General features: G+C 50.5%; 28 protein-coding genes, 2 rRNA genes and 1 riboswitch. Of the genes, 2 read left to right on the top strand and 28 right to left on the bottom strand.

The genetic code is table 11. The features are described from left to right. Window positions 1-20: 20 nt before the first annotated feature. The 16 genes from WFK81_RS28765 to WFK81_RS28690 all read right to left on the bottom strand — a co-directional run bounded on the left by WFK81_RS28765 (window position 21) and on the right by WFK81_RS28690 (window position 14,465). A complete protein-coding gene (locus WFK81_RS28765; RefSeq protein WP_012772040.1) occupies window positions 21-251 on the bottom strand; it encodes an anti-sigma-F factor Fin family protein in 231 nt (76 codons plus the stop codon). Between the two features lie 63 nt (window positions 252-314). After that, window positions 315-875 (bottom strand): aminoacyl-tRNA hydrolase, encoded by a 561-nt coding sequence (gene pth / locus WFK81_RS28760; RefSeq protein WP_336790680.1) that lies wholly within the window; start codon window positions 873-875, stop codon window positions 315-317. Window positions 876-1,002: 127 nt separating this feature from the next. Continuing rightward, window positions 1,003-1,656 carry a 50S ribosomal protein L25 gene (locus tag WFK81_RS28755; RefSeq protein ID WP_336790678.1) on the bottom strand — a complete coding sequence of 218 codons (654 nt, stop codon included), beginning with the start codon at window positions 1,654-1,656 and terminating at the stop codon, window positions 1,003-1,005. A 59-nt stretch (window positions 1,657-1,715) separates the two neighbouring features. Continuing rightward, window positions 1,716-3,116: a bifunctional UDP-N-acetylglucosamine diphosphorylase/glucosamine-1-phosphate N-acetyltransferase GlmU gene (gene glmU, locus WFK81_RS28750; protein ID WP_336790676.1), complete on the bottom strand. Its 1,401-nt coding sequence runs from the start codon at window positions 3,114-3,116 to the stop codon at window positions 1,716-1,718. 246 nt (window positions 3,117-3,362) lie between these two features. Continuing rightward, window positions 3,363-3,647: a septation regulator SpoVG gene (spoVG, locus tag WFK81_RS28745; RefSeq protein ID WP_012772036.1), complete on the bottom strand. Its 285-nt coding sequence runs from the start codon at window positions 3,645-3,647 to the stop codon at window positions 3,363-3,365. Window positions 3,648-3,776: 129 nt separating this feature from the next. Continuing rightward, a complete protein-coding gene (locus tag WFK81_RS28740) occupies window positions 3,777-4,172 on the bottom strand; it encodes a RidA family protein (RefSeq protein WP_336790674.1) in 396 nt (131 codons plus the stop codon). A 62-nt stretch (window positions 4,173-4,234) separates the two neighbouring features. Beyond that, the gene (gene purR, locus WFK81_RS28735; protein ID WP_012772034.1) at window positions 4,235-5,059 is read right to left on the bottom strand and encodes a pur operon repressor; all 825 of its coding nucleotides are present in this window, start codon (window positions 5,057-5,059) and stop codon (window positions 4,235-4,237) included. An 81-nt stretch (window positions 5,060-5,140) separates the two neighbouring features. Continuing rightward, the gene (ispE, locus tag WFK81_RS28730; protein ID WP_336790672.1) at window positions 5,141-5,995 is read right to left on the bottom strand and encodes a 4-(cytidine 5'-diphospho)-2-C-methyl-D-erythritol kinase; all 855 of its coding nucleotides are present in this window, start codon (window positions 5,993-5,995) and stop codon (window positions 5,141-5,143) included. Window positions 5,996-6,120: 125 nt separating this feature from the next. Then, entirely contained in the window at window positions 6,121-6,306 is a 186-nt protein-coding gene (locus WFK81_RS28725; protein ID WP_336790671.1) for a small, acid-soluble spore protein, alpha/beta type, read from the bottom strand. Between the two features lie 154 nt (window positions 6,307-6,460). Then, complete coding sequence (gene veg, locus WFK81_RS28720) at window positions 6,461-6,736, bottom strand: biofilm formation stimulator Veg (RefSeq protein ID WP_012772031.1); 276 nt, start codon at window positions 6,734-6,736, stop codon at window positions 6,461-6,463. A gap of 155 nt (window positions 6,737-6,891) precedes the next feature. Then, on the bottom strand, window positions 6,892-7,785 hold the full coding sequence (gene yabG / locus WFK81_RS28715; RefSeq protein WP_336790669.1) for a sporulation peptidase YabG: 894 nt from the start codon (window positions 7,783-7,785) through the stop codon (window positions 6,892-6,894). Between the two features lie 1,206 nt (window positions 7,786-8,991). Then, window positions 8,992-9,888, bottom strand: a complete 897-nt coding sequence (gene rsmA / locus WFK81_RS28710; protein ID WP_336790668.1) for a 16S rRNA (adenine(1518)-N(6)/adenine(1519)-N(6))-dimethyltransferase RsmA — start codon at window positions 9,886-9,888, stop codon at window positions 8,992-8,994. A 5-nt stretch (window positions 9,889-9,893) separates the two neighbouring features. After that, entirely contained in the window at window positions 9,894-10,439 is a 546-nt protein-coding gene (gene rnmV, locus WFK81_RS28705; protein WP_127497027.1) for a ribonuclease M5, read from the bottom strand. 155 nt (window positions 10,440-10,594) lie between these two features. Next, window positions 10,595-11,728 (bottom strand): ubiquitin-like domain-containing protein, encoded by a 1,134-nt coding sequence (locus WFK81_RS28700; RefSeq protein WP_336790666.1) that lies wholly within the window; start codon window positions 11,726-11,728, stop codon window positions 10,595-10,597. 244 nt (window positions 11,729-11,972) lie between these two features. Further along, window positions 11,973-12,182: riboswitch (cyclic di-AMP (ydaO/yuaA leader) on the bottom strand. A gap of 183 nt (window positions 12,183-12,365) precedes the next feature. Next, window positions 12,366-13,139 (bottom strand): TatD family hydrolase, encoded by a 774-nt coding sequence (locus WFK81_RS28695; protein ID WP_336790665.1) that lies wholly within the window; start codon window positions 13,137-13,139, stop codon window positions 12,366-12,368. A 30-nt stretch (window positions 13,140-13,169) separates the two neighbouring features. Beyond that, window positions 13,170-14,465: an HD domain-containing protein gene (locus tag WFK81_RS28690; RefSeq protein WP_336790663.1), complete on the bottom strand. Its 1,296-nt coding sequence runs from the start codon at window positions 14,463-14,465 to the stop codon at window positions 13,170-13,172. A gap of 284 nt (window positions 14,466-14,749) precedes the next feature. On the opposite strand from WFK81_RS28690, the gene WFK81_RS28685 reads away from it, so the two are divergent. After that, complete coding sequence (locus WFK81_RS28685) at window positions 14,750-15,004, top strand: AbrB/MazE/SpoVT family DNA-binding domain-containing protein (protein ID WP_012772023.1); 255 nt, start codon at window positions 14,750-14,752, stop codon at window positions 15,002-15,004. A gap of 122 nt (window positions 15,005-15,126) precedes the next feature. Here the strand turns inward: WFK81_RS28685 and rsmI are convergent, their stop codons facing one another. The 10 genes from rsmI to WFK81_RS28635 all read right to left on the bottom strand — a co-directional run bounded on the left by rsmI (window position 15,127) and on the right by WFK81_RS28635 (window position 22,422). Next, window positions 15,127-16,014: a 16S rRNA (cytidine(1402)-2'-O)-methyltransferase gene (gene rsmI / locus WFK81_RS28680; RefSeq protein ID WP_336790661.1), complete on the bottom strand. Its 888-nt coding sequence runs from the start codon at window positions 16,012-16,014 to the stop codon at window positions 15,127-15,129. Between the two features lie 30 nt (window positions 16,015-16,044). Next, entirely contained in the window at window positions 16,045-16,695 is a 651-nt protein-coding gene (locus WFK81_RS28675) for a tRNA1(Val) (adenine(37)-N6)-methyltransferase (protein WP_336790754.1), read from the bottom strand. Between the two features lie 116 nt (window positions 16,696-16,811). After that, complete coding sequence (locus WFK81_RS28670; RefSeq protein WP_336790659.1) at window positions 16,812-17,228, bottom strand: initiation-control protein YabA; 417 nt, start codon at window positions 17,226-17,228, stop codon at window positions 16,812-16,814. A 32-nt stretch (window positions 17,229-17,260) separates the two neighbouring features. Then, window positions 17,261-18,070, bottom strand: coding sequence for a PSP1 domain-containing protein (locus WFK81_RS28665; RefSeq protein WP_336790657.1), 810 nt, complete (start codon window positions 18,068-18,070; stop codon window positions 17,261-17,263). A 4-nt stretch (window positions 18,071-18,074) separates the two neighbouring features. Further along, on the bottom strand, window positions 18,075-19,052 hold the full coding sequence (gene holB / locus WFK81_RS28660; protein WP_336790655.1) for a DNA polymerase III subunit delta': 978 nt from the start codon (window positions 19,050-19,052) through the stop codon (window positions 18,075-18,077). Between the two features lie 15 nt (window positions 19,053-19,067). Beyond that, on the bottom strand, window positions 19,068-19,511 hold the full coding sequence (locus WFK81_RS28655; protein ID WP_012772017.1) for a YaaR family protein: 444 nt from the start codon (window positions 19,509-19,511) through the stop codon (window positions 19,068-19,070). Between the two features lie 16 nt (window positions 19,512-19,527). Then, entirely contained in the window at window positions 19,528-19,857 is a 330-nt protein-coding gene (locus WFK81_RS28650) for a cyclic-di-AMP receptor (protein ID WP_012772016.1), read from the bottom strand. A 59-nt stretch (window positions 19,858-19,916) separates the two neighbouring features. Beyond that, window positions 19,917-20,570: a dTMP kinase gene (gene tmk / locus WFK81_RS28645; protein WP_336790651.1), complete on the bottom strand. Its 654-nt coding sequence runs from the start codon at window positions 20,568-20,570 to the stop codon at window positions 19,917-19,919. Between the two features lie 97 nt (window positions 20,571-20,667). Continuing rightward, complete coding sequence (locus WFK81_RS28640) at window positions 20,668-22,140, bottom strand: aminotransferase class I/II-fold pyridoxal phosphate-dependent enzyme (RefSeq protein ID WP_336790649.1); 1,473 nt, start codon at window positions 22,138-22,140, stop codon at window positions 20,668-20,670. Between the two features lie 90 nt (window positions 22,141-22,230). Then, complete coding sequence (locus tag WFK81_RS28635) at window positions 22,231-22,422, bottom strand: sigma factor G inhibitor Gin (protein ID WP_127497050.1); 192 nt, start codon at window positions 22,420-22,422, stop codon at window positions 22,231-22,233. A gap of 175 nt (window positions 22,423-22,597) precedes the next feature. Here WFK81_RS28635 and WFK81_RS28630 point away from each other — a divergent pair, with 175 nt between their 5' ends. Next, on the top strand, window positions 22,598-23,128 hold the full coding sequence (locus tag WFK81_RS28630; RefSeq protein ID WP_336790647.1) for a transposase: 531 nt from the start codon (window positions 22,598-22,600) through the stop codon (window positions 23,126-23,128). 52 nt (window positions 23,129-23,180) lie between these two features. Here the strand turns inward: WFK81_RS28630 and rrf are convergent. Further along, window positions 23,181-23,297 (bottom strand): 5S ribosomal RNA (rrf, locus tag WFK81_RS28625). 58 nt (window positions 23,298-23,355) lie between these two features. Then, a 23S ribosomal RNA gene (locus WFK81_RS28620) occupies window positions 23,356-23,464 on the bottom strand; the annotation flags it as partial.

The raw sequence follows: 23,464 nt of genomic DNA, 5'->3' as shown, positions 1-23,464 counted from the left end.
ACAGATCCTATTGAGTTGCCCTACTGCAGCGGATTTACGACGAGCAAGAGCTCCGGATTTGCTTCCAGCGCCTCGCGGCAGTAATCGCAAACAACCTTAACCGTAATATCGCCGTTCGAGTTATACGCTATTATATCGCTGCGTTCTTCGGGGGTCAAGAAATGGAAACCGAGTCTCGACTCGGAAATTTCCTTCTCCTCTATCGTCCCCATCGGCGTCCGGCAGTGCCGGCAAATATAATTTACAGCCATATGTATGCCTCCTGAAGAATAGTTATACCCTTCAGTATGCCCGTTTTGCTCGAGCTTAGGCGGTTACTTGTTAAACTTGGCCATTGTATTATCGAAGCTCGCCTTGAGACTATACTCCACCGCGTCGCAAGCCTGTTCAATCATGCTCTTCAGCGCTTCCTGCTCGCTCTTCGGGAAGTTATCGAGCACGTAGTCGGCAATGTTGCGGCCCGGCTGCGGACGCGAGACGCCCATTCGGATCCGGTTGAACTGCTGTGTGCCCAAATGCTGAATCAGCGACTTGATGCCGTTATGGCCGCCAGCGCTGCCCTGATAACGAAGCCGGATTTTTCCAACCTCCGTATCCATATCATCATAAACAATAAGTCCGTCTTCCAGATCGGCCTTGAAGTAATCCATGAACCCCCGCACCGATTCCCCCGACAGATTCATGTAAGTCATCGGCTTGATGAGGACAACCTTCGTACCTTGTACGTTTCCTTCTCCAAGCAAGGCCTTGCACTTGCTCTGCGTCACCTGAATATTCCAACGCCGAGCCAATTCGTCTATAACCATAAAACCTACATTATGCCGCGTGCTTTGATAGGTTGTGCCGGGATTCCCCAGCCCTACAATCCACTTCATGCTATCCTGCTCTCCAATCTCATTTTGCGTATGTCTTTATTCATTCTACACGATGGGCAATATTCCCTGCACGAAAGGAAGAAACGGTATCTTCCCCGCAAAGGGCAGATACCGTTTATCCGTTGCTTTATTTCGCAAAATCAACCTCGTGCATTTGCGCCTCCGTCGAACGCGATACCGCTTCCTTCGCTTCCACTTCCTGCGCCTCTGCTTCTTCGGCCGTCAAGTCCTTCTGAGGTACCAGGACCGTCACAAGCACCGCCGAAGGATCGGTTACGATCGTTACGCCAGCCGGAGCCTGAACATCGCCAACCAGATAGCTGCTGCCCATCAGAAGACCCGTTACATCAACCGGAATCGAATCCGGAATGCTGCCCGGCAAACAACGCACCTCCAGCTCATGCAGCAAAGCCTGCACGATGCCTCCTTCGCGCTCGCCTTGCGAATCGCCAACCAGATCGATACGGACATGCGTTGTTACTTCTTCATTCATATTGATTTGCTGGAAATCAACATGGATCAGCTTACGCGACAGCTTCTCGCGCTGTACGTCGGCAATCATGACCGACTGTTTGCCCGCGCCCGGAATGTCCAGGTCGATGACCGCATTCGGATGGGAACGCAGCAAAGCGAGCAGCTCCTTCTCCTGGATGGCCACGGAAGCCGGGGAAGCGAGCTGCTTGCCGTAAACGACGCCGGGGACCCGACCGCTTGCCCTCAAGCTGCGGAGTTCGCTCTTCATGGTTGTATTTCTTTGTTCTGCCGTCATAGCTATGGACATCGGGATAGGAACCTCCTAAAAGTCAATTTCCATATCACTTTGCCCAACCTTTGGAAAACCTATTCTTTCTTGCTTCTTTCTTTCTTCGCTTTCGCGCGTGCGCGGATCTTGTCCGCATAGCCCGGTTTGTTCACCTGACGCTCGCGCGCGATAGCCAAATCGCCGGACGGAACATCCTGCGTAATCGTGGAGCCCGCTACGACATAAGCGCCATCGCCAAGCTTCACCGGAGCGATCAGGTTGACGTTGCTGCCTACAAAAGCATTGTCGCCGATTTCCGTAATCGCTTTGTTGAAGCCGTCGTAATTGACCGTAATCGCCCCGCAGCCAATATTAACGTCTTTGCCGACTACGGCATCGCCCACATAGCTCAAATGGGACACTTTGCTGCCATCGCCAAGCGTAGCGTTTTTCAGCTCGACGAAATCGCCAATCTTGCAGCCTTCGCCAAGCTTAGAACCCGGACGCAGGTTCGCGTAAGGACCAACCGTGCTGTCCTTGCCCACAACCGAATCGGCAACCGTCGAATATTTCACGGCAGCGCCGCTTAGAATCTCGGAATCGGTAATATCGGCCTGCGGCCCGATTACGCAGTCCTCGCCGATAACCGTATTGCCGCGCAGAACGGTACCCGGATATATAATCGTATCCGCTCCAATGCGCACATCGGCTTCAATGTACGTATTCGCAGGATCAATAATCGTTACTCCTTCAATCAGATGCTTGCGGTTAATGCGCTCGCGCATGAAGCGTTCGGCATCCGCCAAAGCTACGCGGTCGTTTACTCCAATCGCTTCCGCCAGATCCGGCGTGCAGTATGCTTGAACCGTATCGCCCGCACCACGGAAAATACCGATCACATCGGTCAAATAGTACTCGCCTTGCGAGTTCTCGTTCTTCACCTCGGCCAGAGCCGCAAACAGCTTTTTGTTATCGAAGCAATACGTACCCGTATTGATTTCCTTCACGGCCGCTTCTTCAGCCGAACAGTCCTTCTGCTCAACAATGCGCTGCACGGCGCCGTCAGCGCCGCGAATAACGCGTCCGTAACCGGTAGGATTATCGAAGGACGCCGTTAGAACCGTTGCAGCCGCGCCGCTGGACGCATGAAGGGCAAGCATCGATTGGATCGTTTCCGCCCGCACTAGCGGGGTATCGCCGCAAATGACGATCGTTGTGCCTTCTTCGGAACCGAGAAGCGCCTCTGCCTGGCGTACAGCATGGCCGGTGCCAAGCTGCTGCTCCTGCAGCACGTATTCCGCGCGGTCGCCGAGGTAGCCTTTAACCATCTCTGCTCCGTGGCCAACGATTACAACCGTCCGCTCGCTCTTTGCTTCATTAACCGTGTCGAGCACATGGCCCACCATTGGCTTGCCGCTTACTTGATGAAGAACCTTATATAGTTTCGATTTCATCCGCTTGCCTTGACCGGCAGCCAATACAATCGTCATTACTTTCAACTGTAATTCCTCCTACACTATCTATTTGAATGATTGATATTTATAAGTTTGAATGTCCTACGAATAAAATACGCATAAATACGCGCTGCGCCGCCAGAGGGCGGCAACCACCGTTGTTAAAGACTATATCCCATTATACACAAAAAGAAAAGAGAGCCTCACGGCCCTCTTTTCTATTATCCCTTTGCTGGAACGGCGTCTGCCGTCCCGGCAAAGGAACGCAATTCCGTTACTTAAAGGATAGGCTTAAGCTCCTTCTTCAATTGCCACTTCTTCCACTGCCGCACGCTCGTATTCAGCGAGTACAGCAGCTTGGATTTTCTCCCGGGTCGTCGAAGAAATTGGGTGAGCGATATCCCGGAATTCTCCATCTGGCGTACGTTTGCTAGGCATAGCCACAAACATGCCATTGTTACCATCGATGACGCGAATATCGTGAACAACGAATTCATTGTCAATGGTGATAGAAGCAATAGCTTTCATACGCCCTTCCGAATTTACACGGCGGAGTCTGACATCAGTAATTTGCACTTGTGTTCACCACCTTTGCCTATCTGAGACTTGGTGTATACTTCCACATTTTTGTGCTAATTCCTTCTGCTTTTTTGGAAAAATATGCGATATTTAAAATATTTTTTTACAGATAATTTTTTTTCGTTTCTATTCGACAACAGTCGATGCAATGAGCTCGATTTCGACAAGCACATCCTTCGGAAGCCGCGCCACTTCAACTGCGGAGCGTGCTGGCTTATGGTCGCCAAAGTAGGAAGAATAGATGCCGTTAACAATTGCAAATTGATTCATGTCTTTCATAAATACTGTTGCTTTTACAACATTATTTAATGTTACTCCTGCTTCTTCTAACACAGCCTGTAAATTAAGGAAAACCTGGTGAGTCTGTTCCTCGATTCCGCCCTCTACCAATTGGCCCGATGCGTCCAGCGGAATTTGACCGGAGGTGAACAGCAGATCCCCTACCTTAATAGCCTGCGAATACGGCCCGATTGCGGCCGGCGCTTTATCTGTAGCAATAACTTGCAGCTTTTTGTCTGTCATTGCGAATTCCCAACCTTTCTATTCATGTGATTCAAGCAAAGCGGCTGCGCCGCTTTGCTCTTTTATTTGAAATAGTTGCCCGGAATAACCTTTGTCTGCTTCGTCTTCAGATCAACGGCAGTCAATGTCGCAAGCGATACGTAATCCTCGAGCAGACGCTCTTCATGCTCCACTTCGCCCGATTCTACAAATACGCCCACACCCGCTACGGTCGCCTTGAATTCGTAAAGCAAATCCATCATCCCTTGTATCGTACCGCCGGCTTTCATGAAATCATCGATAATAAGGACGCGGGACTGCTCCTTGAGGGCACGTCTGGCGAGGGACATCGTCTGGATCCGTTTGTTGGAGCCGGAAACGTAATTGATGCTTACCGCCGAACCTTCCGTCACTTTATTATCTCGCCTAACAATGACAACCGGCAGGTTGAGGCAGGCTGCCGTTGCGTAAGCAAGCGGAATTCCTTTGGTCTCAACCGTCATAATCACGTCAATATTTCGGTCAGCAAAAGCTGTCGCAAACATTCGTCCAACATCGGCCAGCAGCTCCGGTTGTCCCAGCATATCGGTCATATACAAATAACCGCCCGGAAGTACCCTTTCAGGCTGTTCCAGTTGGCGGCAAATGTTGTCCATAATCGATAATGCTGTAGAGGTATGCATCTTAGGCGTGTATTTCACGCCTCCTGCAGCACCGGCAAGCGTATTTAATTCACCGAAGCCTTCTTCTTCGAAGACCTCTTTTATAATGGCCAAATCTTCACTGATGGAAGATTTTGCAGACTGATAGCGATCAGCAAATGCTGTGAGCGAAATTAACGTGTGGGGACGACTCAGCAAATATTGCGTCATCTCTACCAGTCTTGCACTTCGCTTCAATTTTTTCAAAGCCATTCCCCCCACTAAATCCGAATAATATAAAGTCAATATAACATTTTTATACGGATTTAATCAAGAAAAACGTCAGCATTATGTCAGCATTCTTACCACGTAGACTTCCTTGCAGAATCCGCGAAGTCCATTATAGATACGTGGAAGCTTGGCTTCCTTCGAGACTAGACCAAACACCGTTGGTCCGCTGCCCGACATGAGGACGCCATCAGCACCTAGCTTTTGCATGCTTTCTTTCAGCTGCAGCACTTCCGGATATAAATCCAATGTCACATTCTCGAGCACATTGCCGAGTCCGGCGCAGATATCCGAGAATGATCCGCGTTCAATGGCCGACACCATCTCCTTCGTTGAAGGATGGCTCTTCAGCTCACCCGCCCGCAGTTTGCCGTATACATCGGCTGTTGATACGTTAATAGGAGGCTTGGCCAATACGACCCAGCACTGCGGCGGATTGCCGATCCGCTCCAGCTTCTCCCCGCGCCCGCGCGCGATCGCGGTACCGCCCGTCACGCAGAACGGTACATCCGAGCCAAGCTCCGCCCCAAGGCGGCACAGCTCGTCCTCAGAAATATTCAGCTGCCACAGGCGGTTGAGCCCGCGCAGTGCAGCCGCAGCGTCGCTGCTGCCTCCGGCGAGCCCTGCGGCTACCGGTATCTTTTTGTCCAAATGTATATAGACGCCTTTGCGGACGTCGTAACGCTCTTTGATCAGACGCGCAGCCTGGAAGGCCAAGTTCTTCTCATCAAGCGGTATGTATCCAGCCTGGCTCGAGATAATAATCGTATCCCTCGGCAGCTCCTCCAGCTCCAGACGGTCAGCCAGATCGACCATCGTCATGATCATCTCGACTTCATGGAATCCGTCCTCCCGCTTCCGCAGGACATCGAGCAGCAGGTTGATTTTTGCCGGAGCCTTTTCGTAAATTTTCATGGCAAGCTCTCCCGTTCGTTGTTAGCTAAGCAACATTATAACAAACGGGCACAAGAAAAGCTAAGAGGTCAGCGCTGGCCTTGAGCGCCCCGCTCTCTTAGCTTTTTTAACGGCTGTATTTCTGTTTATTGCTGACCATGGTTTCTGGCTGCGGCTTGCTCAGCAAGCTGAATTGCCCGCTTCACCATATTGCCGGCATCCTTTGTGCTAATGCTGCCCCAGCCTTCCTGTTCAACCTTGTTGATAAAGCCCAGTTCCTTCGCCAGTTCGTATTTCAGTTGCTCGGACATGACACTTCTTCTGCGGCCCATGTTCCGTGCACCTCCCGTCCTTAGAAATGAGTGTGATTGCGGTTTAGTATGCGCAATGCCGGCGGGCGCTTATACAGCAGACAGATTTCAAGGAACACCTGTACGAAAAAAAACGCGAATCCCTTCGATTCGCGTTTAAGCATGCTGCATGCATCTATTGTTGAATATGGGTGATTCGGACTTGACCTTCATCATTGCACACGGTCACTTCAACAGACTCTGTCAGTATATCCGCATAACTGTAGGAAACGCGCTTAAACGCGTGAGACTCCTGATCCAGTTTGACAATGAAAACAGAAGGGTAGATTTCTTCTAACGTGCCGGTGCGTTCGATGGTCTTTCGCCGGCCGCCGTTAGCTCGAAGACGGATTTTGGAACCTACGTGAGCTTCCAAATTGCGTTTAATTTCCAATAGCGCGTTTTTTGCCATTGTCCACTACCACCTCTTTCCTTGTCCATTATAACCAGAAAGAGGAGGTTTGTCAAATGAAGCAAAATATTATATCAGCGTTTTTATTTTCTTGTCAACGGTTTTTTCGCCCATTTTTTCGAATTTGATGCATATTTATCTAAAAAATGTACATATTAAGACGTTATCTTCATACTTGCCGTGGAATGAGTCACTTTTTTGGGCTTCGGAAGCCCCATCCGGTGCCGTCCCATCGTCTCGATTCCGCCTACCCCGTCAATTCCGCTTATGGTCCCGTGGATCACGTCCGAGAGGTTGATCGACTCCCTGACGGAGGTATAGCTTGCTTTAATTGCAATATAAACAGGATCCAGCGCGTGGATCAGTATTCTTCCCGGGGAGCTAGCGAAGTTGGAGCCTGACTGGAGCAGCGCTTCAAAATGCGATTGGCAGGCGCCGGCCACCACAACAAGCCCATCCATGTTTTTCTCATATTGGCGGGCAACACGTACGGCATTTACGAAATGCTGCGAATTTTTATAGCTGCTTAGGCTGTATAAATCTTCACCCTCGCGATTCTTGAGAACTCCGTCATGACCGGTGATCACGACGATATCGGGCTTTACCTGCGGGAGCAAACGGTACAGCAGTTGCGCCATTTGCGATTCATGAGCATGCACGCCATGTGCGGGTACCTTCATCGTCTGGTACAACTGCATGCTTTTACGTAAGTAATTGCCGTCCCCGTCCAAATGAAGCACTTTGCCCGGCAATTCGAAATAAGACTGGCTTTGCTGCTGCAAAGCCGTTCGGTCAGGATTCGATAGCACGGTCAGATGCGCCTTCTCCTGCCTCATCCGTTTAAGAGAGTCGTTTACTTTAATCTTCACTTGCTGCCGAGCGCTTGTCGCTTCCGGATCGCGAACAACCGACAAGTCGGGAATTGGCGCATCCGCAAGCAATCGGTAATCCGTGCCTTTTAATAACGCTTGATCGGATCGCATCTCTTCAACTCGGAACAGCACGTCACCGCCATAGGAATTGCGGACGACCAGGTCCCCTTGCTTCATGGGTAAATCACCTCTTCGTCTATCGTATGGGTGGAGAGGGCGGAATGTGCGGAGAAAATTGTGCGATTGCGTAGGTGGGCGGGCTCCGGCTGCCGCACTGAGAGACGGGGTAGCTTCCAACTGCCACTGTTGCCTGTACATTGCTCGAACTTATGCCACATGGGTGGCAAAGTACAGGCAAAGGCGGGCGCTTAAAACTTTCCAAGGGAAAGTTACTTCGGAAGCATCTGCTCCGCTCCTTATGGGAGTTACCCCTTACCCTCTTGCGGGTAGCCTGCGCCTCTCAATTGCCTCCCCACATTCCTTGTGGGTGGCAGAAGCTGCCGCGCTGCTGCGCAGGCGCGGCGGTATGACGGGCAGTCAGCGGCGTTGCTTGCCCCGCTGTGCCACGAGTGCCTTACAAGCGTGACCCACCGCTGCTCCACACGCAGCGTAATGGCGTAGCTATGCCTGCCTGTGACAACAGCCTGTAGACAACTTAGGGCAAGGGAAGGTAATTAAACAGCAGAAGCGCCGCTTCTGTGGCCTATAGGCAAGCCACACACATGTAGGACGACTGTTTGGCACTGCAGCACTCTGTGCCGCCTTTTCTACTTACTTGGTGTACCTCGCCCTCCGCCGAGTTAGCCAGTTGCGGTACTATGTATACCCTCCCTAAGGAATAAAAACTGCTCCCCCTGGAAATAAGATTTGCGTTACGCTGCCTGAACAATTTCTCTCATTTACACTCTTGCGTATTGCCCGGGTAATGGTGGAACGATGGTGAGACCCTGTAAGTCGGTTTTTTCATGCTACAGGAACTTTTGATGGCGCTCACAGCTCTCTTGATGAGACGTAAGAGGGTATTTTCATGTTACTGAGGTTGTGGAGGGCGGATGAAGAGAAGATAAAGCCATGTAAGTCGGTTTTTCCGTGTTACAGGAGCATTAGATGGTGCTTGTAGCGCTCTTGATGAGCTGTAAGAGGAAATTTCCGTGTTACTGGGGCATCAGGTAGTCGATGGAGTACATTTGGGGTCTGAGCCTATTAGAGGTTGATGGGGCCTATGGAGCTGCTGTAAGTGCCGAGGACCCGCACGGCGCTTCGTTGCCGTGCCTTGGCCCTCCCACCCGCCAAGACGGCGGCGGGTGCGGCCACAACAAAACCGGCGGCGCTAACCGCTCGCCGCCGGCTCAAACAAGGCTCGGCCACTAACACCAGGCCGAGCTAACCCCGCCAGCCCGCCGCCAGAAAGGCGCGGCTGATGCGGGCGAACTCGTCGAGGGACAAGGTCTCTCCTCGACGGCCAGGATCAATCTCGCAGCCGATAAGCAGCTGCGTCATCTCCTCGCGGCGTTCCTTGCCCACGAACGCCGTTAGATTATTTGCCAGCGTCTTGCGGCGCTGGGCGAAGCTCGCCTGGACGATGCGGAAGAAATGCGCCTCGTCCTCAACTTCCACCGGCGGCTTCTCTCGCACTGCCAGCTTGATGACAGCCGAGTCGACATTCGGCTGCGGGATGAACACCGTATGCGGCACGATGCAGACAAGCTGCGGCTCGCAGTAATACTGAACGGCTACGCTCAAGCTGCCGTATTCCTTGCCGCCCGGCTTCGCCGCCATCCGCTCCGCGACCTCCTTCTGAATCATAACGACGATGTTCTCGAGCGGCAGACGCTCTTCCAGCAGCTTCATCAGAATCGGGGTCGTCACGTAGTACGGCAGGTTCGCCACAACGCTTACGCCGCTCACGTCTGCGAAACGTTCTTCGAACAGTTTTTTCAGATCCAGCTTAAGCACGTCGCCGTGCACGACCTTCACATGCTCCTCGCCCGCCAGAATGTCGCCTAGAATCGGAATAAGCCGGTTGTCGATTTCAATAGCCGTTACCGTGCCCGCCGCAGCAGCCAGATGCTGCGTGAGTGCGCCGATGCCCGGACCAATCTCAAGAGCGCCCTTCGTCTTGTCGAGTCCGGCCGCGCTTACGATCTTGTGCAAAATATTTTGATCAATCAGGAAGTTCTGGCCCAAGCTTTTCTTAAACTGAAAGCCATACTTCGCGATAATTTCCTTCGTGCGTTTTGGCGTTGCCACCTCAATCGCCTTCATATCGTTTCCGCTCATACTGTTCACTCCTGTCCCTGTTCCATCGTACGCAGAGCCTCCGCAAACTCTTCGCGGGAGATACGGAAGCTTGTACACCGTTTGAAAAACTGCTTGCCATTCGCATATCCGATCCCTAGCAGCTTGCCCATCTGAAGACGGCGGTTTGCCGCGTCCGGATGGACGATAAGTCCCGCTTCCATCAGATCTTCCCAGGTAATATCCCCTTCGCCGGCCGCCATCTCCGTCCGAAGCTCGGAGAGCGCCTGACGGATCGCTTCAGGGCTTGCGTTCTCGATTCCGATATCGCCTTTGTACATCGCCTTCTCCTGCGGCAAAAAAGCATGCTTGCAGCCCGGCACGCGCCGCGCGACAATTTTGCGGATTCTCTCGCCCGCATGATCAGGGTCCGTAAATATAATAACGCCTCTGCGTTCCATCGCCAGCTCAATCCGGCGCAGCACTTCCTCGCCAACCGCAGAGCCGTTCGTTTCAATCGTATCCGCTTCAACGGCCCGCTTCACGGCAACCGTATCGTCTTTGCCTTCCACCACAATAATTTCCTTAATCACAAGCGAACATTCCTTTCTAAAGCAGCAACTTTCGCTCTTCTTTCGCCGTCAATGATAATGCAGCCTGCTTAGCATCTCCATGCACACAAAAAGAAGAGGCAGCGCCTCTTCTTATAATGGCATATTTAACAATGAAATACGATAGCATTAAGCCATTAGCTTGCGGTTGGCTTGGTTGGTCCAAGCACGTATACGGTATACCCTTTTTTCCGGCCGAACTTATTGGCATAGCTGGTGCTGTCAAAGTAAACGTCGATCTTGTTGCCATTGATGGCACTGCCTGTATCCTCCGCCCTGCGGAAGCCAATGCCTTCGATGTACACCCACCAGCCGATTGGAATAACATCCGGATCCACCGCGATTGTACGTCCTTCCTTCACCTTTGCGCCGGAAGCCGTAATGCCGTATCCCGGATGGCTCTCATCCTTGCCCGTAGAAGCTACTCCTGCGGAATAGGCGGTTAAAGTTACATTCTTGATAATCTTCTTTGGCTTAAACGTTACGCCGCTCTTTGTGTACGAGGCTGTGCTCACAGCTGAGAGCGTATGTACGTCCTTCTTCGAGCCGACTGCTACGACCTGACTGACCGTATGCTTCTGTACAACCTTGTCGACCAGCTTGGAGGAGACAAGAACGCCGTTCTCGTACTTTTTCTCCACGCGCTCGATAACGAGGCCATTCTTGCCGGATTGCACCAGCTTCTCCTTCCCTTTCTCGAGGGTTGGATCTTGTTTCTTCACGATCGAGAACGGCAAAGTCCGTTCAGTCTCTGCTACCTTCGTATCGACGCGGGTAACGGTAACCGTCATTGCCTTCGAAATCTGAGTATCGAGAGACGGGTTAACTCTATCTTGATCGCGAACAGGAATATTTAATTTCCCGATCGCCGCCTGTACTGTTTTCTCTGTCGTGTACACCGTCGATGTTTTGCCATCTGCTTTTACGGTAACCGGAACCGCGTATTTGATTTCGATGCGGTCTCCGTCTTTGATGGACGCATTCAGAGGATGGGATACCTCGTCATAGGGTCCAACCGTTATAGCTTGTTCATCCAGTAGGCGTTGCAGGACCCATTGTTTTGTCTTAACAACAGTTTCTTGTCCGTTCACTACTACGGATACGCTCTTATCAGCCGATCCGTACAACAACACCAAAAACATGAAAGTCATAGCGATTGAGATAATTGCACTCAGAACAATTAAACGCAAATTTTCATGCTTCCATCGCAATGCGAAAGTCATGCTGGATGATCGCTTCCCATGGGTCTCCTTAGCCTGGATCATTCCCACTTCTATCGGTCCTCCTTCATAGCCCCGCCGCCAAACTGTTACGCATGATACTATTGACGCGACTATTAAGTATATTGGCGTGACTAGCACGCTCCAGTGTTACGACCTCCCACCTCCAAGATTTACCCTGTAAAGACTATTTCCGAATACCGAAAATCGAAAATAAAAAGAAGCCTTCGACAGAGGATCTGATCGTGGCTTCCTGGGTAATCAAACATTCAGGAAAAGGTGAATACACGAGGTTGATCGCTCTCTATATTCGCTTACGAGGTTAGCTGACGGGTTCGGGCGAGAGAGCTGCCCTATCCGCGGAACGAATGCTCATGGCAATCGCCGCAAAATTCACCCCTGAAGAATTCATACGCAGCGCGATGCTTCAAAACGTCTTAACTATGCATCCGCTGTCGTTGGTTCCCCCGCTCTCCGGCTTTCGGAGATTAAGCGCAAACTGGAAATCCAATACAAAAGTTAAAGCTCTGAGAAAAATCATACATTCCTGACCACGGAATTGTAAAGATGCGTTAAAAGACGATTTTAACGAAATTTTAGGATTCTGAAGGCAAATATCGGCGATTCCGGCAAGTAAAAAGAGTTTTATCGCGGCTATAGTCTTTATTTCAGCGGTTTTAGACCGTTTTTAAACAATACCAAAACATTTTTTACCGTTTGCGCTTGTAATAACTGCGATTTCCTCCTTGGATTTTCCTGTTATTTCCGCTGCAGCCTCTGCGACTAAAGACACATAAGAGCTCTCATTCCTCTTCCCTCTAAATGGATGGGGAGACAGATACGGGGAGTCCGTTTCGATGAGAAGTCGGTCAAGCGGAACCTTCGCAAGCACCTCTTTTGGCACCCTTGCATTTTTGAAAGTGACCGGTCCGCCGAACGATATATAGAAGTTCATATCGAGGCACATTTTGGCCGTTTCCCAGCTGCCCGAGTAGCAGTGCATGACCCCTCCGACTTCAGACGCCTTTTCCTCCCGCAGAATTCGGACAATGTCCTCATGAGCATCCCGGTTATGAATGACAATCGGCTTACCCAGCTTCCGGGCAAGGCGGATTTGCTCCCGGAATACCCGGTGCTGCACATCCTTCGGAGAGGTATCCCAGTGGTAGTCAAGACCGATTTCCCCAATCGCTACGACCTTCGGATGGGAGCAAAGCGTCTCGATCCATTCCAGGTCCCCCGGCTCCATAAAAACGCTGTCTACCGGGTGCCAGCCAACCGCCGCATAAATAAAATCGTATTTTTCCGCGAGCTCCATCGTAGTTGGGATTGTCTCCCGGTTGAAGCCGATATTGATCATTAAATCGACACCGGCAGCACGCGCCCTTTCGATAACTTCGGCGCGGTCGTTGTCGAATTGCGGAGAGTCCAAGTGAGTATGTGTGTCGAATAAAGATATCATCTTAGCTGCAAGCTCCTTCTATATAAAAAGTTAAATTTTGAACAACTCCCGGACAGCCGGGCTTAGCCGGTCAGCCGCGGCAAGGAGCGGCTCAATCGGGTAATAAATATGATACTGGCCTTGATGCAGGCCGCTGATGGAACGGACAATGTCGGATTTCACCGATATTTCGCTTAAGCTGTTATCGTCGCTCAGCAGCAGGATCGGCGCTTTTTCCTCTTTCCCGCCTTTTTTCGCATCCGGGCGATAAATGTCGTAAGGCTGGTCAAACGGGAAATCGATTTCCATATGGTAATCCGGAATAAGGCCGATCGCGATGAACTCAAGGGCTGCTGCTTCCAATAAAGAATCCCCCGGATCATCAAGCGTAATGTATTTGTACAGCTGGCGATTGAGAAAACGGTCGCACAACTCGGCTAGCAGAGCGTCCTTCTCCTCGGTCCATAACGAGAAGATCGTCTGCATGTAGGCCTCGTCCAGCTTCAAATAGTCCGGCACTTTAATGCTTCCGTCCAGAAGCTTCTTAATTGGGCCCGGCATCCAAGAGAAGGTATAGCCGCTGTCGTACAGCTCCTTGGCACGGCGGGTAATTTGCCTCAATATAATTTCCGAGCTCCGGGTAACCGGATGGAAATAAATTTGCCAATACATTTGGTAACGGGACATCAAATAATGCTCAATGGCGTGCATCCCGCTTTCTTTCACGACAATCTTGCCCTGGACAGGACGCAGGACGCGCAAAATCCGCTCCAGATCAAAGTTGCCGTAGTTGACTCCTGTAAAATAGGCATCCCGCAGCAGATAGTCCATTCGATCCGCATCCATCTGGCTGGAGATCAAGCTTACAACGATCGGATTCGGGTACGTCTTGCTGATTACCGAAGCTACCTTATCCGGGAAATCCTCCGAGACGCGGCGCAGCACCTGATTGACTTCCGTATCCTCCAGCAAGATCGCACAGGTCCACTGTTCATGATGGGTATCGAATACCTGCTCCAGCGAATGGGAAAAGGGGCCGTGACCAACGTCGTGCAGGAGCGCGGCGCAGAGCGCCAGCAGCCTCTCCTCCTTCGGCCAGTCCGGGTACTCGTTGCGCTCAAACTGCGAGATGATTTTCCTCGTTATTTCATAAACCCCAAGGGAGTGGGAGAATCGGCTGTGTTCTGCGCCATGAAACGTCAAATAAGAGGTTCCAAGCTGGCGAATTCGTCTAAGCCTCTGAAACTCCTTCGTATTGATCAAATCCCACACCGTCTGATCCTGCACGTAAATGTATTTGTGCACCGGATCCTTAAAAACCTTCTCTTCGGTCAGCTGCTGATTCATTCGCCCTTTCAACTCCTTTGTTCATGGTTTCGACACAAAACTTTGATAGAATGTCGAATACTGTCGTAATATAGTTTCCAAATTGTCGAAGCTGTTGTATTCTATAGTAAGATTAATATGACCTTGCTATAGAGTCAAATTCCCATAATTAAAGGTCTTGTAAGGTCTATCACAGACTTTCTCAGTTGACTATTATGGGAATGGTTGGTATTATAGTAGCCATAAAAAGAAAAACTATGTCGAATAGTGACGAAATGTAATTTCCTGAGAGGAGAAACAAAATCATGATGAAATCTACTGGTATTGTACGTAAAGTCGACGAATTGGGTCGCGTTGTTATTCCAATCGAATTGCGCCGTACGCTTGGTATTGGCGAGAAAGATGCTCTGGAGATCTATGTAGACGGCGAGCGCATTATGCTTAAGAAATACGAGCCTGCATGTATCTTCTGCGGCAATGCAGAAAACGTATCCTACTTCAAAGGCAAAATTGTTTGCCATATTTGTTTATCTGAAATGCCTTCTCCTGTGACAAAATAAGAAATATAGGTTATAATAGAAATACACCAACTTGTTAATTCTAACCTTTTTATACTCCTTGATGCCTTCCTGTGCTAGAACCCGGCCAGGAAGGTCTTTTTTTGCCCAAATAACGCAGTAATCTATCGATTAACTGCGTTGTAGACTTCCCGCTTCGGCAGACCCCGGTCGTGAGCCGCTTTTTTAATGGCTTCTTTGCGATCAATTCCTTCGTTCTCGTAATGGGTTACATGCTCTTCAAGCTCAAGCGATGTCCACCAAGTCTCTCCGTTATCTCCTGCGTCTCCAGCTCCTGCAGCTGCCCCTTCAATAATGAGGCAGTATTCCCCTAGGGGAGGATTCTCCTCAAGAAAAGCGAGACATTCGGAGATGCTCCCGCGAGCAGCCTCTTCATGGCGCTTAGTAAGCTCTCTGACCATTGCAATTCGCCGGTCGCCCCAGTGCTCCAGCATGGCATCCAGTGTCTTCTTCAGGCGATGGGGTGATTCGTACATCATAAGCGTTCCTTCTTGACGGTCAAGACGGGTCAACCATTCGGCAAGCGGCTTTTTATCCCGTGGAGGAAATCCCGTGAACATGAATCGGTCAGTCGGAAGTCCCGATATGATCAAGGCCGATAACGCAGCATTCGCTCCCGGTATAGGTACTACCTTTATACCCGCTTCTACGGCATCTTTAACAAGGTCGGCACCAGGATCACTCACGGCAGGCAAGCCTGCATCGCTGACAAGCGCAATAGACTGCCCTTCCATTAATAGACGAATAAGCTCGCTTCCGCTGGCCTGCTTATTGTGCTCATGATAGCTGACCAATCTGGTGGAGATTTCGAAATGCGTCAGCAGCTTGCGGGTCTGCCTTGTATCTTCGGCCGCAATAAGCTGTACTTCCTTTAATGTCCTTATTGCCCGGTAAGTCATATCTTCCAGATTGCCAATTGGAGTTCCCACCAAATAAAGGATGCCGCAATCACTATCCGCTTGATCTTTAAAGCTTTTTTGAATTTGTATCATTTGCCTGCTCCTTCCTGTCCGTAATATTGTTTATTGATATACAAAGACCGGCGGCAGCAGTCTAAGCTCCGGCTTGCCGTCCCGTATCGCTTCTATTAATACCATATTGGCCTCTCCTTGCGCATTTGGGTGAATGAATTGCACGCGCTTTGGTTCAAGCCGGTATTTCCGCATTGTCTCCATAATATCGATAAACCGCGAAGGACGATGAACCATCGCCACTTTGCCTCCGGAGCGGACAAGCCTTGCACAGGCATGAACGACATCATCCAGCGTGCAATGTATTTCATGACGGGCGATTGCGTAATGATCATTCTCGTTGGAATCGCCTGCATTTACCGCCATGTATGGAGGATTGACCGTTACGGCGTCATAAATACCATTGCCCGCTTCTTTCATGAATATTTTCAGGTCCGCCTCTATAATGGATACCTGCCCCGACAGATTATTCATTTCTACGCTGCGTCTTGCCATATCCGCCAGTCTTGGCTGAATCTCAACCGCATCAATCCGTGCCTCGGTCCTGGTCGTCAGCAGCATCGGGATTACCCCGTTTCCCGTGCAGAGATCAAGAATCCGTCCGCGCTTAGGAATGGTAGCGAACTTCGACAGGAGCACCGCGTCCAGAGAGAAGCTGAATACTTCCCGGCTTTGAATGATATGGAGGCCCGTCTCCGTCATCAAATCATCAATTCGTTCATTGGGTTCCAGTTTTACTTCCCACACCTTTGACCTAACTCCCCTGACATAAAGATACCGCCCTTCATAGACAAGGACGGTATGCATGCAATGTTCTATTATTTATTGAGGAAGGATAAGCAGAACAAGCAATCTCCTTCTGTCCTCAAATGCCCGTAATATACGTTGCAGATGTGGAATCCTTCGTGATACAGCCTAGCCAAATTATCATGCGCCTCACCGACGAGACCGGCTTGCTGCGATGTATCGTGAACCGTATCTTCCTCCGCATGTACTGCAACCTCCCGGCGGGCAGGCTGGACGGCTTGTCCTCCCGGACGGCCTGCAGTAGTTTTTGGCTTCGGCGACGTCTCTCGTTTCAATATTTTGCGCAGCTGTTCATTTTCCATGCTCAGCTGCTGATTTTCCTCCAGCAGTTCTTTGACCCGCTGCTTCAGAACGCCCAGATGAACGTGGAAATCACCCATCCGGCTTTCTAATTCATCCATTTGATTAAAGATTTCTTTGTTCTCCAAGCTTTCACCCCAGAGCTTTCAAACGTAGTCGTTCAATTTTCCTTCACAACCACATCGTCGAGCGGCAGCTCCTTCGGTTTACCCGACACATCGAACAACTGCACGTACACAGACTTCGTGGAAGCGTTGATGCCCGTTACTTTGCCTTCGCCATAAGACGTGACGACGATTTTTCCTACGGTAGGAAGCTCCTCCCGTACGCTTTCGTAATTGTCATGCTCAAATTTCAAGCAGCACATAAGACGGCCGCATAACCCCGAGATTTTCGTAGGATTGAGCGATAAGTTCTGATCCTTGGCCATCTTAATCGATACCGGTTCGAAATCTCCGAGCCAAGAGGAGCAGCACAATACGCGTCCGCATGGCCCGATGCCTCCCAGCATCTTTGCTTCATCGCGTACACCGATTTGCCTAAGCTCAATACGTGTACGGAATACACTGGCCAAGTCTTTTACCAACTCCCGGAAGTCGACCCTTCCTTCAGCCGTAAAATAGAAAATGATTTTGTTCCGGTCGAACGTGAATTCCACATCAACCAGCTTCATCTTGAGTTGATGATCTCTTATCTTGTCCAAACAGGTGGCAAAAGCGTTCTTCGCGGCCGCACGGTTCTCCTCCACGACCTTCGCATCTACCTCGCTGGCAATCCGGATCACTTTCTTCAGCGGAAGGACAACGTCTTCTTCACCGACTTCTTTCTGTCCGACCACGACTTTACCATATTCGATCCCCCTGGCCGTTTCGACAATAACATGCTGGTCCTTGTCCACGGGGTGCAGGGCTGGATCAAAGTAATAAATCTTGCCCGCTTTCTTAAAGCGGACACCGACAACGTTATACAAGGATTTAGCCCTCCTGTAGGTTTACCAATAGTTGCTCGACAGCAAGCTGCGGAGATACGTTGGAACGTATTTTCTTACCCGCTTCAAGCGTGTGCTCGATACAAGCAATCCAGCTCTCGATCGGGCGGTTAAACGCATGCTTGCCAATCCAGTCCAACTGATCTATATAAACAATGCTTTCCTGCCTTCCGGCCTGAAATTGAATCATATCTTTGAACCATAATACAAGTAACGACAGCATAAGCTGCGCTTCACCCGCAAGGTCCGTTTTGAAAAATTGCTGCTGGGCGGTGAGCATTCCCGCGGTGAATCGGGTCAGACTCTCCTTCCCTAATTGTATCACTACGTTTCTGATTTCTGCAAACTGATTCTGTTGGATAATCTCTCTAGCGCCTTCCAGTCCGGAGCTCAGTTGAACGGCAGCACGGGCAAGAGTCGGCGGTGCTCCTTCACCAACCAGAGTCTGCAGCATCTCGTTTGACGAGAACGGCAGAAACGGCACCCACTGCGCTCTTGAACGAATGGTTGGAAGCACGGCTTGTCCATTATCAGTAATTAGTATGGCGACAATAGGAGAAAGCGGCTCTTCCAGAAATTTCAGCAGGCTGTTAGCTGCCTGAAGGGTCATTGTCTCCGCACGTTCGACAATATATACCTTCCTTGAAGTTCCGCTTCCCCGGTAAGCAAGCTCGCGCTGGAGCTCTCGTATTTGATCAATCTTGATGGATTGCCCATCCGGCGTTATGGTAAGCAGGTCCGGCTGATTCCCATTCTCGAATTTACGGCATTCCAAGCAATGATCACAGGCATCATCCCCGCCAGACGTGCAAAACAGCGCCTTGGCGAAGGCTCTGGCCATAGCCTTTCTTCCTGTGCCGGAAGGGCCGTAGAACAAATAAGCATGCGACACCTTGCCGCTCTGCAGCGCATGCTTTAATATTCGCTTTGCTTTCCATTGGCCGGCTACTTGTTCCATGCTCATTGCTGCTTACCCTTTCTAAAACAATAAATTAATAAGAAGTCCGCGAATTTCTCCGATCCGGCCAAGCAGCTCGATTCTGCCTTGTTCCGTCTCCAGCAGTTCCTCTGCCATGGATACCAGGGCTGAATCAATCTCGTCGAGCAGCTTGTATCGCTTGGTTCGGCCCCTTCGATCAAAGCCGCGCAGCTCCTTCAGCCCGATTCCGCGTTTGACGGTATCCTCCAGGAACCGCTTCACCATCTGCCGGTACATCTTCAGCTCGCGGACCGTCATCGTCCTGGCCAGACGCTCGCCTTGATTATGAATTTCCGTAAGCTTCTGCTGCAGCTGCTCCTGCGTCCGCAGAGCATCCTGCTGTACCAGGGCATCAGAGAAGCTTCTGGCAGGAGCCGGCTTTGTCGCCGTATCTCCGCCTGCGCGGTTCTGGCCAAGCGGACGCCAGCTTTGATCGATTTTCATAGCTATTCACGTCCAATCAGAAATGTTCGAAACGCTCAACAGGTACGACAAATACCGCCGCTCCCCCTACTTGCACCTCTACAGGGAAAGGAATGTACGAATCGGTCGAGCCGCCGATTGGAGATACAGGCGTAACCAATTGATCTCTCACCTTGCAGTTCGAGCTGATGACTTGCAGAACCTCATGAACACGCTCATCTTCTATGCCTATCATAAACGTTGTATTGCCGGCGCGAAGGAATCCCCCTGTACTTGCAAGCTTTGTAGCGCGGAAGCCATCCTTCACAAGAGCATTCGACAAACGGTTGCTGTCCTTATCTTGCACAATCGCAATGACTAATTTCATCCTCATTCCTCCCAATTGGTTAGGTTAATAGAACAGGCACGAAGTCATTCCTACTTTGTTTATTGCACATCGGCTGCGAAAAATCCTTTAAATCTGCGGTCAATCGTCAAAATAACTTCTTCCAGAACAGCATTTGCCGCTTTCCCCGCATCAACCTGCACGATCCGCTCCGGAAACTGCTCCAGCAACTTCTGATACCCTTCCCGTACAAGCTGGTGAAAAGCAAGCGACTCCAGGTCCAGGCGGTTGACTTCGCGTTCGCCTGCGGATCTGATCCGGGCTAATCCGACTTCCGGATCTATATCCATGTAAATCGTAAGCTGAGGCATTGCTCCATCTACCGCAAAGCGGTTGATCGACCATACCTCCTCCATGCCAAGTCCTCTGGCATGGCCCTGATAAGCGAGGCTGCTGTCCACGAAACGGTCGCAGATCACGATCTGCCCATTTGCAAGCGCCGGCATAACCTTCTCGACCAGATGCTGGCGTCTTGATGCTGCATACAGCAAGGCTTCCGTACGTGCATCCATTCCCGTATGGTTACGGTCCAGTATGACGGATCGGATCTGCTCCGCAATCGGGATGCCGCCTGGCTCGCGGGTCGTAATGACGGCTTTGCCCCGCTGCTGCATCGTATGCGCGAGCTGCTCAATCAGTGTTGTTTTGCCGGCACCTTCGCCGCCTTCTATGGTAATAAAGATTCCCTTATTCAACCTTGTATGGCTCCTAACCTAAGCTAGTGGTAAGTATATCTGTGTATTATATCTATTCTAACAAAGCCACTACCCTTGTACAATTAATTTTAGCTAATTAGCGGGGATATACGGCAATTGTCTGCATCGTGCTGTCGATTGCTCCCTGAAACTTGGCTCCGGTCCCTGCTAATGTCGAAATGTACCCGATCAATTCTTTGGTCAGCACTTCCCCTGGGTATAGGATCGGTATGCCCGGAGGATACGGCACGACCAATTCCGCGGCCTCACAGCCCTCTGACTCTACCAAAGGCAATCTTTGATGCTCCCTCTTTTTCCGGCTCCATTCTACCGGCTTCGGCGGATTTGGAGAACCAATACCCGGATAATATCTAGTTGAAACACTGCCTCTCTTGGAGGAATTGGCCTTGATGATATATTCGATCTGCTTGCATGCAGCCTGAAGCTTTTGCATTGCATCCTCACCTGCCCGGCTTCCCCACACCAGCACAACATGCCTGATATCCGCCATCTCCGCCCAGCATCCCTGCTCCTCCAGCAGCTTCTGCAGTTCAAAGCCGGTAACCGTCCCCGTACGATCCCATAAAACAACTCTCAGCGGATCCAAGCTGTCGTAAGCTGATGAAGTTTGATCGGCCGGGAGTACCTTCAAAGCCCCGTCCTCTTGCTCTATCCAAGCCCGGAAAGCCTGTACGGAAGCAACCCCCGGCTCAAACCATGCAGCCCTATACCGGTCTACCATAACGCGCGCAACATCCAGGGATGCCATAATCGGAAAGGATGGACTGGAGCTTTGAATCGCGGCTAGCACTTCCTTTATCGAAGCTATTGGAACCCGGCTTCCCTTCAGATGAAGCATAGCTCCCATCGTTAAGGCGGACAGCGTTTTATGGGTAGACTGGACAACGGCATCTGCGCCTGCCTGAATAGCCGATTCCGGGAACGCAGGGTGCAATCCGTAATGCGCGCCATGAGCTTCATCTACAAGCAGCGGCTTATCATAGCGCTGTACGAGCTCCGCATAGCTTGTCAGCTTCGTAGTCATGCCGTAATAATTCGGATTGGTCAGCATAACGGCTTTAGCTTCCGGATACAACTCAAGCGCTTGTTCAATGTCTTCTAATGAAGGAGTTGTTGGAAGGCCCGTTCCCTCATCCATTCTAGGCGTAACAAATACCGCTTTCGCCCCTGCCAGCTTTAATCCGTTAATGACTGACTTATGGACATTGCGCTGAACGATAAGGAGATCGCCAGGCTCGCATACGCCCAGAACCATCGCCAAATTTCCAGAGGTGCTTCCTCCTACAAGAAATAAAGTCTCATCAGCCCCAAAGCATTGTGCCGCAAGCTTTTGCGCTTCCGCTATGGATGTCTCCGGATGATGCAGATCATCGGTAGAGGACAGCTCCGTTACATCCAGCTTCATCATGCCGGACAGCCAACTCATCGCTAAAGATTGTTCATTCTCATATATATGTCCATATCCATGCCCAGGTACGTGAAAACCAACCGGCTCCGACTCGTAATGTTGTACCAGTGCCTCGAACAAAGGGGCTTGCAATCGATTCATGGTCTAAAAGCTTCCCTTCTATCTATTATTCGTCTATTGTAACGGATTTAGGCACAAAAAAAGAGCGGCGTCCTACTAAAGGGATTCCGCTCAGGCGTTTTTTTCGATAAAAATCTGTTTCATTTGATGAATAAAGAAAGGGTATTTGGCATCCTTAACGTCTGTTCGGACCATCTCGGATTCACATGACTCGCAAATAAACTCTGACACAATGCGGATCCCTTCACCCTCTGCTTTATGCTCCCCGCAAATAATACAATGAAGCGCGCGTTCTTCCGACATACCCATCCCGCCTTTCTGTCATCCTATATAGCTATTATTATGGCATATATTCTAGCGGTTTATACTTGTTTCATAGCCCATTTCAAATATTTCTATATCGTATGCAGCTTCCGCCTAAATGGTGAATCCAAAATTGCCGATATATTACCTGAGTAATTACGAAGGGAAGTACAATATGCGTCAATCCTTAATGGACCAGCAAGCAGCCACGATTTATCAATATAAGCTAATTCGGAGAAAAATCATCCGTCCTGAGCTTGTCCAAAGCCATATCCTCATTGCTGTCATCCTGCTTGCCTTCCAGCTGCTGATGTACCGCATGGACGGCTTATTCAGCTGGCTATTTGGATTTGCTATCGTTCAAGTCATTCATCTTGTTATTCTGCTGCTTGCCTTTATACGCGTAGACGATGCCGTAGACCGGCGCTGGGTTTGGGGGATCACACCGCCATGGTTTGGCTTCAAGCCCGCAAATGATATCCGTCTCGCCCTATACCGCCGCGTACACCGCCATCTCTTCTGGATTGGCCTCTGCGCAGTTGCGGTTATGTATCCATGGATCAAGCCATCCCTCTTGATCAGCATCCTCTGCTGGCATTTATGGCTTATCATCCCTCGGATGCTTCTATCTCTTGCCTTCCGCAAGCAGCGCAAGGACGGCATTCTCCGCCTCCAAAAAAACGAAGCCTCTTATTATCATCAATAAAACCCAGTAACAAAACAAAAAGCCTGCCGCGTAATGCGGCAGGCTCTTCATTGCTTGGCGACGTCCTACTCTCCCAGGACCCTGCGGTCCAAGTACCATCGGCGCTGGAGGGCTTAACGGTCGTGTTCGGTAAGGGAACGCGTGGTTCCCCTCCGCCATCGCCACCAAACGTAAGGCGTTATTTGCGCCTTGAAAACTGGATGCGAAAGTGTAACTCTTTAAGTCTTTAGGATAAGCCCTCGACCGATTAGTATTCGTCAGCTCCACACATTGCTGTGCTTCCACCCCGAACCTATCAACCTCGTCGTCTTCAAGGGGTCTTACTAATTGGGAAAT

This window comes from Paenibacillus sp. MMO-177 (assembly GCF_037147795.1).
In the GTDB taxonomy this organism is placed as follows: Bacteria; Bacillota; Bacilli; order Paenibacillales; family Paenibacillaceae; genus Pristimantibacillus.
Note: the sequence above shows the minus strand (reverse complement) of the source record. Positions and strands in the feature narration are given on the sequence as shown.

Excerpts from the sequence above, each read along its gene's own strand:
- yabG (WP_336790669.1), bottom strand. The coding sequence starts at position 7,785 with ATGAAGCAAGGGGACCTGGTCGTCCGCAATTCCTATGGCGGTGACGTG.
- ispE (WP_336790672.1), bottom strand. The coding sequence starts at position 5,995 with ATGAAAATTTACGAAAAGGCTCCGGCAAAAATCAACCTGCTGCTCGAT.
- WFK81_RS28655 (WP_012772017.1), bottom strand. The coding sequence starts at position 19,511 with ATGAAAATCGATCAAAGCTGGCGTCCGCTTGGCCAGAACCGCGCAGGC.
- WFK81_RS28640 (WP_336790649.1), bottom strand. The coding sequence starts at position 22,140 with ATGAATCGATTGCAAGCCCCTTTGTTCGAGGCACTGGTACAACATTAC.
- pth (WP_336790680.1), bottom strand. The coding sequence starts at position 875 with ATGAAGTGGATTGTAGGGCTGGGGAATCCCGGCACAACCTATCAAAGC.
- WFK81_RS28675 (WP_336790754.1), bottom strand. The coding sequence starts at position 16,695 with ATGACGGAGACGGGCCTCCATATCATTCAAAGCCGGGAAGTATTCAGC.
- WFK81_RS28765 (WP_012772040.1), bottom strand. The coding sequence starts at position 251 with ATGGCTGTAAATTATATTTGCCGGCACTGCCGGACGCCGATGGGGACG.
- WFK81_RS28725 (WP_336790671.1), bottom strand. The coding sequence starts at position 6,306 with ATGGGCCGCAGAAGAAGTGTCATGTCCGAGCAACTGAAATACGAACTG.
- holB (WP_336790655.1), bottom strand. The coding sequence starts at position 19,052 with ATGAGCATGGAACAAGTAGCCGGCCAATGGAAAGCAAAGCGAATATTA.
- rsmI (WP_336790661.1), bottom strand. The coding sequence starts at position 16,014 with ATGATACAAATTCAAAAAAGCTTTAAAGATCAAGCGGATAGTGATTGC.
- WFK81_RS28690 (WP_336790663.1), bottom strand. The coding sequence starts at position 14,465 with ATGAATCAGCAGCTGACCGAAGAGAAGGTTTTTAAGGATCCGGTGCAC.
- WFK81_RS28650 (WP_012772016.1), bottom strand. The coding sequence starts at position 19,857 with ATGAAATTAGTCATTGCGATTGTGCAAGATAAGGACAGCAACCGTTTG.
- rsmA (WP_336790668.1), bottom strand. The coding sequence starts at position 9,888 with ATGAGCGGAAACGATATGAAGGCGATTGAGGTGGCAACGCCAAAACGC.
- WFK81_RS28635 (WP_127497050.1), bottom strand. The coding sequence starts at position 22,422 with ATGTCGGAAGAACGCGCGCTTCATTGTATTATTTGCGGGGAGCATAAA.
- WFK81_RS28685 (WP_012772023.1), top strand. The coding sequence starts at position 14,750 with ATGATGAAATCTACTGGTATTGTACGTAAAGTCGACGAATTGGGTCGC.
- veg (WP_012772031.1), bottom strand. The coding sequence starts at position 6,736 with ATGGCAAAAAACGCGCTATTGGAAATTAAACGCAATTTGGAAGCTCAC.
- WFK81_RS28630 (WP_336790647.1), top strand. The coding sequence starts at position 22,598 with ATGCGTCAATCCTTAATGGACCAGCAAGCAGCCACGATTTATCAATAT.
- WFK81_RS28755 (WP_336790678.1), bottom strand. The coding sequence starts at position 1,656 with ATGTCCATAGCTATGACGGCAGAACAAAGAAATACAACCATGAAGAGC.
- WFK81_RS28695 (WP_336790665.1), bottom strand. The coding sequence starts at position 13,139 with ATGATATCTTTATTCGACACACATACTCACTTGGACTCTCCGCAATTC.
- WFK81_RS28740 (WP_336790674.1), bottom strand. The coding sequence starts at position 4,172 with ATGACAGACAAAAAGCTGCAAGTTATTGCTACAGATAAAGCGCCGGCC.